Source organism: Pseudomonas saxonica (genome assembly GCF_007858365.1).
GTDB lineage: Bacteria > Pseudomonadota > Gammaproteobacteria > Pseudomonadales > Pseudomonadaceae > Aquipseudomonas > Aquipseudomonas saxonica.
Window position 1 is genome coordinate 177712 of record NZ_VFIO01000007.1, and the last position, 14774, is coordinate 192485.

The following is a 14774-nucleotide window of genomic DNA, read 5'->3' on the forward strand; positions in this document are numbered from 1 at the left end:
ACAAGGAAATCGAAATGTCGGTATTACCCGAACTGGAAGCGTTTTTGGAACTGGCTGAATTCAGCCGCATGACTGGCAAGAGCCAGCCGATGCATGAAATGACCCCGGCACAGGCCCGCAGCGAGTTTGAACTCAGCTCGCCCGTGTTTGACGTGCCGGTGCCCGAGATCGACAGCTACGACGTGCGTATCCCGGCGCGGGACAACGTCAGCCTGGCGGCGCGGCTGTATCGGCGCCCCGATCTGGAGATCAACCCCTTGCCGGTGGTGGTGTACTTCCACGGCGGTGGCTATGTGATCGGCAGTCTCGACAGCCATGATGCCTTGTGCCGCCGGTTAACCGCAGCGGGGCAGTTTGCCGTGATGGCCGTGGAGTACCGTCTAGCTCCGGAGTGGGTGTTTCCCACCGCCGTGCATGACGCCTGCGATGCGGTCAACTGGCTCCTGCGTGACGGCGCCAAACATGGGCTGGATGCATCGCGGGTGGCCTTTGCTGGTGACAGCGCGGGCGGCACCTTGAGTACCGTCTTGTCGATTCTGGCAGTGCGAGACCCGCAGGAAGTGGCCATCGTACCGCGTGCGCAAGTGCTGCTGTATCCGGTAACCGATGGCAGCTGCAAGCGCGCCTCCCATGCCGCGTTTGCAGAAGGTTACTTGCTGGAAACCGCGAGCATGGACTGGTTCTATCGACACTACACCCGTCATGAAGCTGACCTGCATGACTGGCGCATCTCGCCGTTGCTGGCGCCAGACCTGAGCGGGTTGGCCCCGGCGCTGGTCTACCTGGCAGGGTATGACCCGTTGTATGACGAAGGGTTGGCGTATGCCGACAAACTCATGGCGGCGGGCAATACGGTGTTGTTGCTGCAAGAACCCGGCATGACCCACGACTTCATGCGCATGAGCGGGCTGCTGGAGGAAGTGGCAGGCATTCATGGGCGGGTGGCGGGGTGGCTGGATGAGCAGCTGCTGAAGCCGTAATTACACAAAGCGCGACAGTTCGTGAGCGCTGTCGCTGCCAATCAGAAGCCACAACAGAATTCGGGCCTTGCGCGGGCACAAGCACCCACCCATGTGCAGGCCCTTGTTGATCAGATCGATTTCGCCGCCCTTGAATCCATAAGTATCGGATGCGGTCGACCCGGCACCACAGCGTGTGCTGACGATAATGGGCATTTGAGCGGCAATCGGTTCAAGCACGGTGCTCCATTGCTCGCTGACGTGCCCCGCACCAAACCCTGCGATGACCAAACCCTCATAACCCAGCGGTACAAGCTGCTCAACAAGAGTGGTGTCGGCCGAGAGTACGGCTTCGAGCAGGGCGACTTTTTGCGTCGTGCGCACGGGCCAGGGCACCGTTTTGCGGGCAGCGGCAGGCCTTGAAAAGTGGACGCGATGTTCGATGATCATTCCCGCAGGGCCGACGTTGGGTGAGGCAAAAGCCTGCAAGGCCAGGCTGTGGGTTTTACGAACGGTCAGGGCTTGATGTATTTCTGCATTCATCACCACCAGTACACCCCGTTTTGCGCTGTCTTCACTCAGGGCGACGCGGCAGGCATCCAGCACGTTAGCCCGGCCGTCTGCACCGGGTTGGTCGGCTCCGCGCATGGCACCGGTCAGCACTAAGGGCTGGTCGAGGTCCCACAGGTACTCAAAAAAAGTGGCCGTCTCTTCCAGCGTATCGGTGCCCTGAGTGATCACCACGCCTTGCGCGCCTTGTGCGACCTGACGTTTGGCCCAGCTCAAAACGGTCAGCAGGAAGTCAAAGTCCATCGATGCACTGGGGAGCAGGCTCAGGCTTTCGACATGCACATCTGCCAGCTCTTTGAGCGCTGGGGTTGAAGCCAACAAGGCTTCGCCGCCAAGAACGGGTGTGATGCCTGCGCCAGGCGTGGTGCGTTGCATGCTAAGGGTGCCACCCAAGGTGGCAATGGACATTTTTGCTCGCAACATGTTCGTTCTCACAGGTCAGCGGCGTGGCAGGCATAACCTGCCACGCAGGGTGATTAACGCTTATCCAATCAGTACGCCGATCAGGGGGATAATCAGCAAGGTGCTGATCGCCATCGACAGGACATTACCAATATAAGGGTGCAGGTATGAAGGCAGCCGCTGGGCGATGGCGCACGCCAGTGGCGGGGCTATCAAAGCGCCCAGTACCGCACTGCACAGCATGACACTGGCGCTGCCACCATAGGTCAACACGGCAGCGGGCACCACTGAGACCAGTGGCACGTAAGTGGGATACCAGCCGCGCTTTCGCCATTGATGACGCCACACAATGATCCCGACCAACGAGGTCAAGGCTTGAGCGGCGACCATGTGCAGCAGCAGGCCCGAACCATAGGCAGGGCTGAGCGGGTTCAATGCGCACGCGATCAATACACCTGCCAGCATGCCCAGGCTGGCCCACTCATTGCCAAAGAACGGGGCTTCGGAAAAGTCTGCCAGAACGCGGCGTATCGTCCAGATCACCCCGTAGTCAGGCGCTTTTTCGGAAATAGCAGGCGGGTCTGCTGTCACGTGCGGCCGGGGGCTGACCAGAGCTGGAACAGCACGGCACAGCACAAAGGCCAAGACGCTGCCCACCGCCATGCCCAGTACATTACCGACCACTACGGGCAGGCCAAGCGGCAAGCACACAAAGTTGACGATGAGCAAGCACGCCGGTGTGACCAGCAAGGCACCGAGGATTGCCCCGTTGATCGTGACTTTCCAGCCGCCGCCAAAGAACAGCACCATGGCGGCAGGCAGTGACACAAAAGCGGCAAAGGTGGGTTGCCACGTGTCTGCGGTCAGGGTCCAGCCCCACAGCGCATTGCTCAGTAATAGCCCCAGCAGCGAACTACTGACCAGCCAAGGCCATAGGCCTGTGCCGTAGCAGATGCTAAAACCTTGCCACGCCCCTGCGTAACGGCTGGCCCAGTAACCCAACGCACCGCCGAGCAACAGGCCCAGCGACGCGAGTTCATGCTTGTAAAAGGCTACTTCACTGATGTCACCGAGCACCCAGCGCAACCAGGCCAAGGGTGAAGGCAGGCTCGCCATCATGTCGTTGTAACCGGGCCAATAGCCTGCACCGTTGTTTGAGTAGTTCAATGCGACCCATGTGGTCGCCAGCGCCACCATCAATACAGTGACAATCCACAGGGTCAGTAAACGAGAGGGCGATACAGAGGGGGCTTTCTCAGATAAGGATTGCATGGTTGCACCCCCATCAACGCGGCAAGCAAGGATGCTGGTGATAACCGAGCATCGACTCATATACATCCACCCGTCGGTCGCGGCACAAATCGTTCAAATTGTTCCAGATCGGCGCGCTGCGGGCGGTCGACAAGTCTATGTCGGCGTAGAGAATCGTTTGCTCATCGGCGGGTGCGACTTCGCCGATAGGCCAGCCATTGGTGCCGGCAATCAGCGAGCACCCCAGATAACGCTCGCCTTGTTCTTCGCCGATACGGTTGGCGGCGGCGATAAACACATTATTAACGTGGGCTGCGGTCATCGTCAGATAGGACGCCATGCATTTTCCGGCGTTATCGAACAGCGGCGGGGGTGTCCAGACCCAGTTGTTGAGACTGCAAATAATGTCGGCGCCTTGCAGGCTCAGCAGGCGCGGCACTTCGGGAAACCAGATGTCCCAACAGATCAGCAGGCCGATACGCCCGATGGGTGTTTCGAACACAGGAAAGCCGAGATCGCCGGGTGTGAACCAGAGTTTTTCCTTGTTCCATAAATGGGCTTTGCGGTACTTGCCGATAAATCCGTCCGGGCCGAGCAGAACAGCGGTATCGAACAACTGCATACCCTCCTGCTCGGCCAGCCCTGCGACCAGATACACCTGATGTTGCCTGGCAAAGTCGATCCAGGCACGCACGCTTGGGCCATCAGACACCACCTCGGCATGCTTGAAAGCATCCTGACGGCTGGAGAACAGGTAGCCGGTGTTTGCCAGTTCCGGCAGCACAATCAGATTCGCCCCGTTTTTGGCGGCTTGCTGGGCCAGTTGCAGGCTGTTTTGCAGATTGGTTTGGCAGTGTTGTGTACCCACTTGTGGGTCGAACTGCACAACGGCAATACGTACGGGACTGATAGCTGGGTTCATCGCTGACACCTCTTGTTGTTATATGGCCCCAGGTTGCAGGGCACATCAGTAAGAAGAATTGTCAGCTCAGAGGTCTATCCGTAAGTTCTAATCCTGATGTAGTACGTTGCTCGATATTGTGCGAGTTGTATCTGATGGACTACAGCCTGGCTGCGCATGCAGTTCCTGTAGCCGCTGACGAGGAACGAAGGCTGCGATCGGTTTGGTGCGTCAATGCGCAAAACCTGTGTGTGGCCAGCGTGATTTAAGGGGGCTGATAGATCAAAAGCCAGGTCAACAGATCGCGCAAGATCCCGAGATCCGTAGCAGTTGACGAGCTCCGCGAGGCTACGTCTTCTGAATACCGGATCCATCTGGCAAACACCAATACCGCAGCATTCATCAGCTTCCAGGCACATTAATCGTCAGGTATCTAAAAATGTGTCGATACCTATGCCCGGAGGGAGAGGGTTAGAACGGCCTTTTCAGGGCCTTAGATCGAACCTATCTGCGCAATCAACCACACATTGGCCGTGCTGATCACGGCAAACAGAAACCACGCCAATAACCGTGTTGGCAGGCGGTTGGCAAACGGCCCCATCAGTTTTTTATCGCTGGTCATGCGGATCAACGGGTACAGCGCGAAGGGCAGTTGCAGGCTGAGAACTACCTGACTGAGGATCAACAGTTTGCCCACGGCATCGTCACCCATCAGCCATACCCCCACAAAGGCGGGTATCAACGCCAGCCCGCGGGTAATCAAGCGCCGCTGCCAGCAGGGTATGCGCAAGTCCAGATAGCCTTCCATGATCACTTGCCCGGCGATGGTGCCGGTGAAGGTCGAGCTTTGTCCGGAGGCCAGCAGCGCCACGCCGAACAAGATGCTGGCCATGGCCCCGCCTACCAGCGGGTCGAGCATGCGGTACGCGTCCTGAATTTCGACAACGTCGGTGTGGCCCGTGTGGTGAAAGGCGGCGGCCGCCAGTATCAAGATCGAGGCGTTGACCAGCAGTGCCAGTGCCAGTGAACCCATGGTGTCGATGCGCGACAGGCGCACGGCGTCCAGTTTGCTGGCGTAGTCCTTGCCCGTCAGGCGGGTTTGCACGATGGAGCTGTGCAGGTACAGGTTGTGCGGCATGACGGTGGCACCAATGATGCCGATGGCGATGTACAGCGGCGCCGCGTCGTTGATGGCTGACAGTGAGGGTTTGAACCCTTGGAACACGTCCGGCCAGTACGGTTTGATCAGCACCAGTTCGACAAAGAAACACGCGACGATGGTCAGTACCAGCGCCAGCATAATGGCTTCCAGGCGGCGGAAGCCTTTGCCTTGCAAGGCCAATATAAGCAAGGTGTCGAAGGCTGTCAGGGCGATGCCGAAGGTCATCGAGCACCCGAGTAACAAGTGAAAGGCCAGTGCACAGCCGAGCACTTCGGCCAGGTCGGTGGCGATGATCGAAATCTCTGCCAGCAGCCATTGCACCCGCGCCGAGCGCTTGCTGTAGCGCTCGCGGCACAGTTGCGCGAGGTCGCGGCCGGTGGCAATGCCCAGTCGCGAACACAGGCATTGCACGGTCATGCCGGCCAGGCTGGCGAGCAGTACGACGAACAGCAGGTTGTAGCCATAGCGCGATCCCGCTTCGATCGCCGTCGCCCAGTTGCCGGGGTCCATGTAACCGATGCTGATCAGCAGGCCCGGCCCGGCAAAGCGCAGAACGCGTTTCCAGAATGGCGCGCTGGGGTCGACAGGGATGCTGCCGCTGACTTCGGGAGGGCAGAAGGGCGCGGTGGCGATTTTCGGCAGGCTGAATTTCAAGCGCGTGCTCCGTTACTGAGGGGCGGGTAAGCGCACGGGCGTGAGCAGCGGTTGGCCGCTGAAGAACGCTTGCAGGTTCAATACCACGAGTTGCACGGTGTCTTGGGCCGCTTGCGGCGACTGTCCGGCGATATGTGGGGTCAAGACCACATTGCTCAGCAGTTTGAGCGCGTCGGGCACGCGCGGTTCGTCATCGAATACATCCAGTCCGGCACCGGCGATGCGGCCTTCGGTCAAGGCTGCAACCAGTGCGTGCGTGTCGACCACGCTGGCACGGCCAATATTGATCAGGTAGCCCTGTGGGCCTAACGCTTCAAGTATCTGCTGGTCTACCAGATGGTGAGTCGCCGGGCCACCGGGGGCAGCCACGATCAGAAAATCTACCGCTGCTGCCAGTTCGCGCACACTGGGCTGGTAGGTGTAGGGCGCATCGGGCCGGGGTTGGCGGTTGTGGTAGCTGACGCTCATGTCAAAGCCGTTGGCGGCACGACGGGCAATGGCCAGCCCCACGGCGCCAAGGCCGACAATGCCCAGCCGCTTGCCTTCAAGGGTAGGGCACATGGGCTTGAGCCATTCGCCACGTCGAACGCTGGCGTCCGCCTGGGGGATGCCGCGCACCAGTGCCAGCAGCAGCGCCATTGCATGGTCAGCAACCGTCGGGGCATTGGCACCCGCGCCATTGGTCACGGTGATTGAGCGATTGCTGGCGGCCTGCAAGTCGACGTGTTCATAACCGGCGCCAATCACGCAAATGATTTTCAAGTGGGGCAGGGCGGCGATTTCAGCGGCGTACAAGCCCAGCGGGCCGCGGGTCAGTACGGCGTCAATACGCTCGCCTTGGGTAGCAATGGCTTCGGCGCGACTGGCCGGGGTCGGCGCGCGAATCAGTTCAAAACCGGCCTGCTCCAGCAGGGGCAAGTAATCGTTTACCGCTTCAACCAGCACCAGCACAACGCGGGACATACCTATCTCCAGCCAAGAAAAGTCGAGAATGGCCTGAGATTAACACTGCTGTCGGCAGCTTTTCCCTGTATCAACTCGATACAAGTACGCTATTTCTGCTTTTTTCAACCGTGTGGCAGTTGGGTCAAGTCTCACGCTGGAGCCAAGCCGGGTCGGCCTGTTACCATTCGCCCTTTGTTTTATCTCCAGTTCGAGACCGCCCATGACCACCGTTCGCACGCGCATCGCGCCATCGCCTACCGGCGACCCTCACGTCGGCACCGCTTACATCGCTTTGTTCAACTACTGCTTTGCCAAGCAGCATGGCGGCGAATTTATTCTGCGTATTGAAGACACCGATCAGTTGCGTTCGACCCGTGAGTCCGAGCAGCAGATCTACGACGCCTTGCGCTGGCTGGGTATTACCTGGAGCGAAGGCCCGGATGTTGGCGGCCCGCACGGCCCGTACCGTCAAAGCGAGCGCAGCGACATCTACAAAAAGTACACCCAGCAACTGGTTGACATGGGCCACGCCTTCCCGTGCTTCTGCACGGCCGAAGAGCTTGACCAGATGCGCGCCGAGCAAATGGCCAAGGGCGAAACCCCGCGTTACGACGGTCGTGCTTTGTTGCTGTCCAAAGAAGAAGTTGCCCAGCGTCTGGCGGCAGGCGAACCCCACGTGATCCGCATGAAAGTGCCGACCGAGGGCGTTTGCGTGGTGCCTGACCTGCTGCGTGGTGACGTTGAGATCCCGTGGGATCGCATGGACATGCAAGTGCTGATGAAGACCGACGGCTTGCCGACGTACTTCCTGGCCAACGTGGTCGATGACCATTTGATGGGCATCACTCACGTATTGCGTGGCGAAGAATGGCTGCCGTCGGCACCCAAGCTGATCCTGCTGTACGAATACTTTGGCTGGGAACAGCCGCAGCTGTGCTACATGCCGCTGCTGCGTAACCCGGACAAGAGCAAGCTGTCCAAGCGCAAGAACCCGACATCGGTCACGTTCTACGAGCGCATGGGTTTTATGCCCGAAGCAATGCTCAACTACCTGGGCCGCATGGGCTGGTCGATGCCGGACGAGCGCGAGAAGTTTTCGTTGCAGGAAATGGTCGATAACTTTGACCTCAGCCGTGTGTCGCTGGGCGGGCCTATCTTTGACGTCGAGAAGCTGTCGTGGTTGAACGGTCAGTGGTTGCGTGATTTGCCGCTGGACGAGTTCGCCAGCCGCGTTCAGCAATGGGCCCTCAACCCTGAGTACATGATGAAAATCGCACCGCTGGTGCAGGGCCGTGTCGAAACGTTCAGCCAGATTGCCCCGCTGGCCGGGTTCTTCTTCTCGGGTGGCTTGCAGCTGGATGCCAAGCTGTTTGAGCACAAGAAGCTGTCCAACGAGCAAGTGCGTCAGTTGATGCAATTGATCTTGTGGAAGCTGGAGAGCTTGCGTCAGTGGGAAAAAGACGCCATCACCGGCTGTATTCAGACGGTGGTTGAGTCTCTTGAGTTGAAGCTGCGCGATGCGATGCCGCTGATGTTCGCTTCGATCACGGGTCAGGCCAGCTCGGTGTCGGTACTGGACGCGATGGAGATTCTGGGGCCGGACCTGACCCGCTTCCGTCTGCGTCAGGCGCTTGACCTGCTGGGTGGCGTGTCGAAGAAAGAAAACAAAGAGTGGGAAAAGCTGTTCAACGCAATCGGCTGATACGCGTTGAAACACCCGTAGCAGCTGCCGCAGGCTGCGTCCGGCGGCTTAGCCGTCGTAAGTTCTAATTCCGGAGTTTTACTGAAAGTCCGCGAGTTCAGGGTTTACGATCGCTGCGCAATCGGACGCAGCCTGCGGCAGCTGCTACGGGTGAGTAGGTCTGCGAAAGTCCGTGTTTTCGGGGGTGTGAGGGTAAGTGGTTGTTCTCACGATGATTTTTTTCAAAAAACTTTGAAAATAAGTTTGACAGCCTACCGATCCGGTCTTAATATGCGCCCCGTCCACACAGCAACACGCAACACTGACTGTTTGGGGCTATAGCTCAGCTGGGAGAGCGCTTGCATGGCATGCAAGAGGTCAACGGTTCGATCCCGTTTAGCTCCACCAAATTTACAGTTCAATGCTTGGCCACACCGGCATTGAATCGATCAGCACTCAGCGCTGATCAGTTAGAAGGTTTATGTCCCCTTCGTCTAGTGGCCTAGGACACCGCCCTTTCACGGCGGTAACAGGGGTTCGAGTCCCCTAGGGGACGCCAGTTTCACAGAAGCAGCATTTCGATGTTGCTCCGCCGCCAGGCGATAAATCGGGGCTATAGCTCAGCTGGGAGAGCGCTTGCATGGCATGCAAGAGGTCAACGGTTCGATCCCGTTTAGCTCCACCAATTTACAGTTCAATGCCGGGCCACACTGGCATTGAATCGATCAGCACTCAGCGCTGATCACTGTTAGAAGGGTTTGTGTCCCCTTCGTCTAGTGGCCTAGGACACCGCCCTTTCACGGCGGTAACAGGGGTTCGAGTCCCCTAGGGGACGCCACGATTACCCGCTTTGCGGGATTTTAAAGGGTCATTCAATTATTGAATGGCCCTTTTGTTTGTCTGTCGTTTACGTCCTGCATGACCCTTTCCCTTGATCAATAGATGCCCTGTGCCTTTGCGCAGACCGTGTGCGTTACACTGCGCGCTTTATGGGTATGTGGAGAGAGGGTATGAGCTGGGACTTGGCAACACCGTTCATCATTGACCTGAAAGTGCAGGCCGAGGACATTGACGGATTTGGTCATGCCAACAACGCCACTTATGTGGTCTGGCTTGAGCGTTGCGCCTGGCGTCACTCGCAGCGCCTGGGGCTGGACCTGAGCGAGTACCGGCGTCTGGATCGCGCCATGGCCGTGGCCCGCCATGAGATCGACTACCTCGCCAGCGCCTATGAGGGCGATGAGTTGCAACTGGCCACCTGGATTGTTGAATGCGATGGGCGCTTGCGCATGACCCGTCACTTTCAGTTGATTCGCCCCCGCGACGCTAAAACTTTGCTGCGGGCACAAACCACGTTTGTTTGCATCGAATTGTCCAGCGGCAAGGCCAAGCGTTTACCGGCCGAGTTTCTGGAAGGCTACGGGCCGGCTGTCGTAGGACGCTGACCCGAGCAAGTCGCTGATTCCGAATCGCGGCAGAACCCCGTAAACTGCCGCACGTTTTTTATGAGAGTCCCCATGCAAATTGCCTTGGCGCCGATGGAAGGGTTGGTCGATAACATCCTGCGTGATGTGTTGACCCGCACCGGTGGTATTGACTGGTGCGTGACCGAATTTATTCGCGTCACCGAGCGGCTGCTGCCTGAAGCCTATATCCACAAATTTGCCCCTGAGTTGCAGCACGGTGCCAAAACCCGCGCCGGTGTGCCGCTGCGCGTGCAGTTGCTGGGTTCCGATCCAGCGTGTCTGGCCGATAACGCAGCGCTGGCCTGCCAGTTGGGCAGCGAGGTGATCGACCTCAATTTCGGCTGCCCGGCCAAAACGGTGAATAAATCCCGCGGCGGTGCGGTGTTGCTCAAAGAGCCGGAATTGCTTCACGCCATTTTGCTGCAAGTGCGCCGCACCGTGCCTGCGCATATTCCGGTCACGGCGAAAATGCGTCTGGGCTTTGACACGCCTGACAGCGCTAATGAATGTGCAATTGCCCTTGCCGAAGGCGGTGCCAGCCAGATCGTGGTGCATGCGCGAACCAAGATGGATGGCTACAAGCCGCCTGCGCATTGGGAGTACATCGCCCAAGTGCAAGACGCGGTCAAAGTGCCGGTATTTGCCAACGGTGATATCTGGTCGGTTGAAGATTGGCGCCGTTGCCGCGAAATCAGTGGGGCCGAAGACATCATGCTGGGTCGTGGTCTGGTGTCGCGCCCCGATCTGGCTCGCCAGATTGCGGCGGCACGTGCCGGTGAAGAGGTGGTGCCGATGACGTGGGCCGATTTGCAGCCCATGATTCGTGATTTCTGGGCGCAGGCCGAGGCGCAATTGACCCCGCGGTCAGCGCCGGGCCGGCTCAAGCAGTGGCTGGCGATGTTGACCCGCAACTACCCCGAAGCGGTGGTGTTGTTCAATGCCATGCGCCGTGAAACCGACTGCGAAAAAGTCCGTCATATGGTCAACAATCCGCCCCAGAACGCTGCCTGAGGCGGGCAAAAAAAAATTAAAAAAAATTGAAAAAAAGCCCTTGAAATGGATTTGGTGGTCCCTATTTAGGGGTTAAGCGATGCCGAAACCGGGTCGCAGAAACAAAATCTCGCTGAAATCAGGAGGCTAAATTATGAGCAACGCATTTTCCATGGCGCCACTGTTCCGTAATTCTGTCGGCTTTGACCGTTTTAGTGACTTGTTTGAAACCGCGCTTCGCAATGATTCGAGCGGTGGGTACCCACCTTACAACGTTGAAAAACGCGGTGAAGACAGCTATCGCATCGTCGTAGCCACCGCAGGCTTCCAGCAAGAAGACCTGGATCTGCAAGTAGAGAAAGGTGTGCTGACCGTGAGCGGCAGCAAACGCGACACCAGCAGTGAAGAAGGCGTGACCTTCTTGCATCAGGGCATTGCGCAACGGGCATTCAAACTGTCCTTCCGCCTCGATGACCATATCGAGATCAAAGGCGCAAACCTGAGCAACGGCTTGCTGAGCATTGACTTGCAGAGGGTCGTGCCAGAAGAAGCGAAAGCAAAACGCATCCCTATCAATGGGGGTCAACAAGCCACTCTGGAAAACTGATCTGAGTGAGCGTCTGACAGGAACCCCGTCCTTGGACGGGGTTCTTCTCAACCCGTCCGGGCGCTGGCCCGAGACGCACTAAAGAGCAGTACGCAGGCATTTGCTTTGAACCCTCTCCCCAAAGCGAGTGCCTGCTTTTTTATTTACCGGCTTCGTGTCGGGCTTTCAGGTTTTTATCCGCTTTATAGCGCAGGGCCACATCGGGCACGCTGCCGCTTTTCCCGGTTTCTACCCAGTTACGAATACGCCCTGCATCAGCAAAGTGGGTGTATTTGCCAAAGGCATCCAGAATCACCAGCGACACCGGGCGGTTACCCATTTCGGTGACCAGTACCAGGCAGTGGCCTGCCTGATTGGTAAAGCCGGTTTTGGTGATCTTGATGTTCCACTTGTCTTTGTTGACCAGATGGTCGGTGTTATGAAAGCCCAAGGTGTAATTGGGTTTGCGGAACGCCACGGTTTTTTCTTTGGTGGTACTCAACTGGCTCAGCATCGGGTATTTGCGGGCTGCCGACAGCAGCTTGCTCAAGTCCCGAGCCGTGGACACGTTGTGCATCGACAGGCCGGTCGGTTCTACGTAGTGAGTGTTCATCATGCCCAGGCTCTTGGCTTTGGCATTCATCGCAGCGATAAACGCCACATAACCACCGGGGTAGTGGTGGGCGAGGCTCGCGGCGGCGCGGTTTTCCGAAGACATCAAGGTGATCAGCATCATTTCATGACGCGACAACTCGCTGCCCAGCTTGACGCGGGAAAACACGCCCTTCATTTCCGGCGTGTCGCTGATATTGACTGAGATGTACTCGTCCATCGACTGCTTGGCATCCAGCACCACCATGGCGGTCATTAGCTTGCTGACCGAGGCAATGGGGACGACGACGTCGGGGTTGCTGGCAAATATGACTTTATTGGTTTGCAGGTCAACCAGCATGGCGCTGCCTGAAGCAATGTGCAGTTGTGAAGTGTCGCGGGGCGCTAATGTGCTTTCAGTCGCTGCGGCAACTGAAGAAGCGGCGGTGCCTGTCAGAACAAGAATCAGGCTTAACATAGAAAGATGAATTTTCACGCAGTTTGACTCAAAAAGGGTGGGTGAGTGCTGCTACCCGAAGGTTGATTTACACATCGGGTTACATTTGCCGAGTATGGACCAAGATTGCTTGAAATTCCTGTATTTGCGGGGGTTTACACGATGTATTTGATGTAAATAATCTTTTTTTGGGCGTTAAGCCGATGGCTGTTTCTCGCACAGACGGCGGCGCGGTAGAAGGGTAGCAGTCTGAACCTGAGCGCTAACTGAACGGGCGCTGAAAGGTCGTGCAACACTCAGTGCCTGGCAATTGTGTAAAATGCCGGCCCCTTGAATTGACCGGCCCGACCGATGACTCCTGAAGCGTTAAGCACTCTCACCCAGCATTTATCGACCGCGCTGGAGGCTGCGCCGGCAGAAACCCGGCGTTTGTTCCATGGCCGTGGTCGTTGCTGGCCGGGGCTTGAGCAATTGACGGTGGACTGGTTGCAAGGCGTGGTGTTGGTTTCGCTGTTCAAAGAGCCCGAACCTGAGCAGCTTGAAGCGCTGAAGCAGTTGTTGCTTGACCTTGCACAGCAGCCCGTGTGGCAAGCCAGTGGCGCGCACACGCTGGTCATGCAGCATCGCTATACCCTGCAAAGTGATACCGAATGGTTGGTGGGGGAGGCGATTGACGAGTGGACGCTGACCGAGGGTGGGTTGCGTTATCGCGTCGACCTGGGCCGCAAGCAGAACAACGGCTTGTTTCTGGATATGCGCTATGGCCGCGATTGGGTGCGGGCCCATGCCGAGGGTAAGCGAGTCTTGAATTTGTTTGCCTACACCTGCGGTTTTTCGGTCGCGGCCATCGAAGGGGGCGCTCAGCATGTGGTCAACCTCGATATGTCTCGCGCCGCACTGAGTCGGGGTCGTGATAACCACCGGCTCAATGGGCACGACATGAGCAAGGTGAGCTTTCTCGGGCATGACCTGTTCAAGTCCTGGGGCAAGGTCAAAAGCATGGGGCCGTATGATCTGGTGATCATTGATCCGCCGTCCTTTCAGAAAGGCAGCTTTCTGTTGACCAAGGACTACCAGCGCGTGGTGCGCCGTTTGCCCGAACTGCTGACGGAGAACGGCACGGTGCTGGCTTGCATGAATGATCCGGCGTTGGGTTCGGACTTCCTGATTGAAGGCATCACCGTCGATGCCCCCGCCTTGAGGTTTGTACAGCGTCTGGACAACCCGCCGGAATTTCCTGACGCCGATGCTGAGTGCGGCTTGAAGGCACTGGTATTCAAACAGGGCATTTGACAGGCAAAAAAAAGCCCGCGGGGGAGGGTGCGGGCGAAGGGTTCATTAAATGAGCAACGCGAATATAGCGCGCGTTACCTGCAAAGACTGTGAAACAAATTTCATGTGTGTAGCCGCTGCTGAAGGCCTTTGGCGCACGCGCAGGGCTACACGAATCGAGTGTTACTTGGTGCGTGACGACTCGAACAGGAACCAGACGCGCTCTTCAGCTTCGTCGATCCAGTTTTCCAGCAGGCTGGTGGTGGCGACGTCGCCCAGCTCGGAGCACATGTCGTGGGTTTCACGCATGTAGCCGGCCAGCTGGATATTGTCTTCGCGCAGCTCTGCCAGCATGTCTTCCGGGGTTACAAAGTCGGCGTCGTTGTCCAGCAGGCGCTGAAGTCGTTTGATATGGCCGATCGAGCGAATGGTGGTGCGACCCAGCTTGCGCACGCGCTCGGCAATGGCATCGGTTGTGGCATAAATCTGGTCGGCTTGTTCGTCCAGCAGCAAGTGGAAGTCACGGAAGTGTGGGCCGGACATGTGCCAGTGGAAGTTTTTGGTTTTGATGTAGATGGCAAAGGTGTCTGCCAGTAGAGCATTCACTTCAGCCGCAATATTGATGCAGGCTTCTTCGCTCAGCGCCGTAGGTGTCCGCAGATCGGCCTTTCTGCTTTCCTTGGCGGATTTCAGGTCTTTCATGGTGGTTCCTCGTGATGGCTGTGAATGAAAACAGGTGGGGTATGCCCGCTGACTAAAGACCACGATCAGTTTTCCGTCAAACCTGTCAGACCGCTGCACCTCAGCGGTTACACTCATCGACTCCCGAAATAACACGATCGTTCAAGACTTTTTTCACTCGAACTGCGACCCTTTGACGCTGCTGA

The 14774-nt window shown here is 57.8% G+C and carries 13 protein-coding genes and 4 tRNA genes; 10 read left to right on the top strand and 7 right to left on the bottom strand.

Going from position 1 to position 14774, the window contains the following annotated elements; genetic code table 11:
- The first annotated feature begins 14 nt into the window (after window positions 1-14).
- Window positions 15-980 carry an alpha/beta hydrolase gene (locus FJD38_RS17365; protein WP_146386537.1) on the top strand — a complete coding sequence of 322 codons (966 nt, stop codon included), beginning with the start codon at window positions 15-17 and terminating at the stop codon, window positions 978-980.
- Here the strand turns inward: FJD38_RS17365 and FJD38_RS17370 are convergent, their stop codons facing one another.
- The 5 genes from FJD38_RS17370 to FJD38_RS17390 form a co-directional block, all read right to left on the bottom strand.
- Window positions 981-1952, bottom strand: a complete 972-nt coding sequence (locus tag FJD38_RS17370; protein WP_146386539.1) for an asparaginase — start codon at window positions 1950-1952, stop codon at window positions 981-983. It lies immediately after the preceding gene.
- 60 nt (window positions 1953-2012) lie between these two features.
- Window positions 2013-3128: a hypothetical protein gene (locus tag FJD38_RS17375; RefSeq protein WP_244302755.1), complete on the bottom strand. Its 1116-nt coding sequence runs from the start codon at window positions 3126-3128 to the stop codon at window positions 2013-2015.
- 88 nt (window positions 3129-3216) lie between these two features.
- Complete coding sequence (locus FJD38_RS17380) at window positions 3217-4104, bottom strand: nitrilase family protein (RefSeq protein ID WP_146386543.1); 888 nt, start codon at window positions 4102-4104, stop codon at window positions 3217-3219.
- A gap of 472 nt (window positions 4105-4576) precedes the next feature.
- Window positions 4577-5899, bottom strand: a complete 1323-nt coding sequence (locus FJD38_RS17385; protein WP_122785638.1) for an Nramp family divalent metal transporter — start codon at window positions 5897-5899, stop codon at window positions 4577-4579.
- Window positions 5900-5911: 12 nt separating this feature from the next.
- Window positions 5912-6862 (bottom strand): 2-hydroxyacid dehydrogenase, encoded by a 951-nt coding sequence (locus tag FJD38_RS17390; RefSeq protein WP_146386545.1) that lies wholly within the window; start codon window positions 6860-6862, stop codon window positions 5912-5914.
- 202 nt (window positions 6863-7064) lie between these two features.
- Here FJD38_RS17390 and gltX point away from each other — a divergent pair, with 202 nt between their 5' ends.
- The 8 genes from gltX to FJD38_RS17430 all read left to right on the top strand — a co-directional run bounded on the left by gltX (window position 7065) and on the right by FJD38_RS17430 (window position 11588).
- Entirely contained in the window at window positions 7065-8546 is a 1482-nt protein-coding gene (gene gltX / locus FJD38_RS17395) for a glutamate--tRNA ligase (RefSeq protein WP_122785636.1), read from the top strand.
- Between the two features lie 311 nt (window positions 8547-8857).
- Window positions 8858-8933: transfer RNA gene (locus tag FJD38_RS17400), tRNA-Ala, on the top strand.
- Between the two features lie 75 nt (window positions 8934-9008).
- A tRNA-Glu gene (locus FJD38_RS17405) sits at window positions 9009-9084 on the top strand.
- A gap of 50 nt (window positions 9085-9134) precedes the next feature.
- Window positions 9135-9210: transfer RNA gene (locus FJD38_RS17410), tRNA-Ala, on the top strand.
- A 77-nt stretch (window positions 9211-9287) separates the two neighbouring features.
- Window positions 9288-9363 (top strand) — tRNA-Glu (locus tag FJD38_RS17415).
- A gap of 172 nt (window positions 9364-9535) precedes the next feature.
- Window positions 9536-9970, top strand: coding sequence for an acyl-CoA thioesterase (locus FJD38_RS17420; protein ID WP_146386546.1), 435 nt, complete (start codon window positions 9536-9538; stop codon window positions 9968-9970).
- A gap of 72 nt (window positions 9971-10042) precedes the next feature.
- Window positions 10043-11002: a tRNA dihydrouridine synthase gene (locus FJD38_RS17425; protein WP_122785634.1), complete on the top strand. Its 960-nt coding sequence runs from the start codon at window positions 10043-10045 to the stop codon at window positions 11000-11002.
- A gap of 133 nt (window positions 11003-11135) precedes the next feature.
- Window positions 11136-11588 carry an Hsp20 family protein gene (locus FJD38_RS17430; protein WP_122785633.1) on the top strand — a complete coding sequence of 151 codons (453 nt, stop codon included), beginning with the start codon at window positions 11136-11138 and terminating at the stop codon, window positions 11586-11588.
- A gap of 139 nt (window positions 11589-11727) precedes the next feature.
- On the opposite strand, the gene pbpG is transcribed toward FJD38_RS17430, so the two are convergent.
- Window positions 11728-12654 carry a D-alanyl-D-alanine endopeptidase gene (gene pbpG / locus FJD38_RS17435; RefSeq protein ID WP_122785632.1) on the bottom strand — a complete coding sequence of 309 codons (927 nt, stop codon included), beginning with the start codon at window positions 12652-12654 and terminating at the stop codon, window positions 11728-11730.
- Between the two features lie 312 nt (window positions 12655-12966).
- On the opposite strand from pbpG, the gene FJD38_RS17440 reads away from it, so the two are divergent.
- Entirely contained in the window at window positions 12967-13908 is a 942-nt protein-coding gene (locus FJD38_RS17440; RefSeq protein ID WP_122785631.1) for a class I SAM-dependent methyltransferase, read from the top strand.
- 162 nt (window positions 13909-14070) lie between these two features.
- On the opposite strand, the gene FJD38_RS17445 is transcribed toward FJD38_RS17440, so the two are convergent.
- On the bottom strand, window positions 14071-14589 hold the full coding sequence (locus FJD38_RS17445) for a Dps family protein (protein WP_122785630.1): 519 nt from the start codon (window positions 14587-14589) through the stop codon (window positions 14071-14073).
- Window positions 14590-14774: the final 185 nt, after the last annotated feature.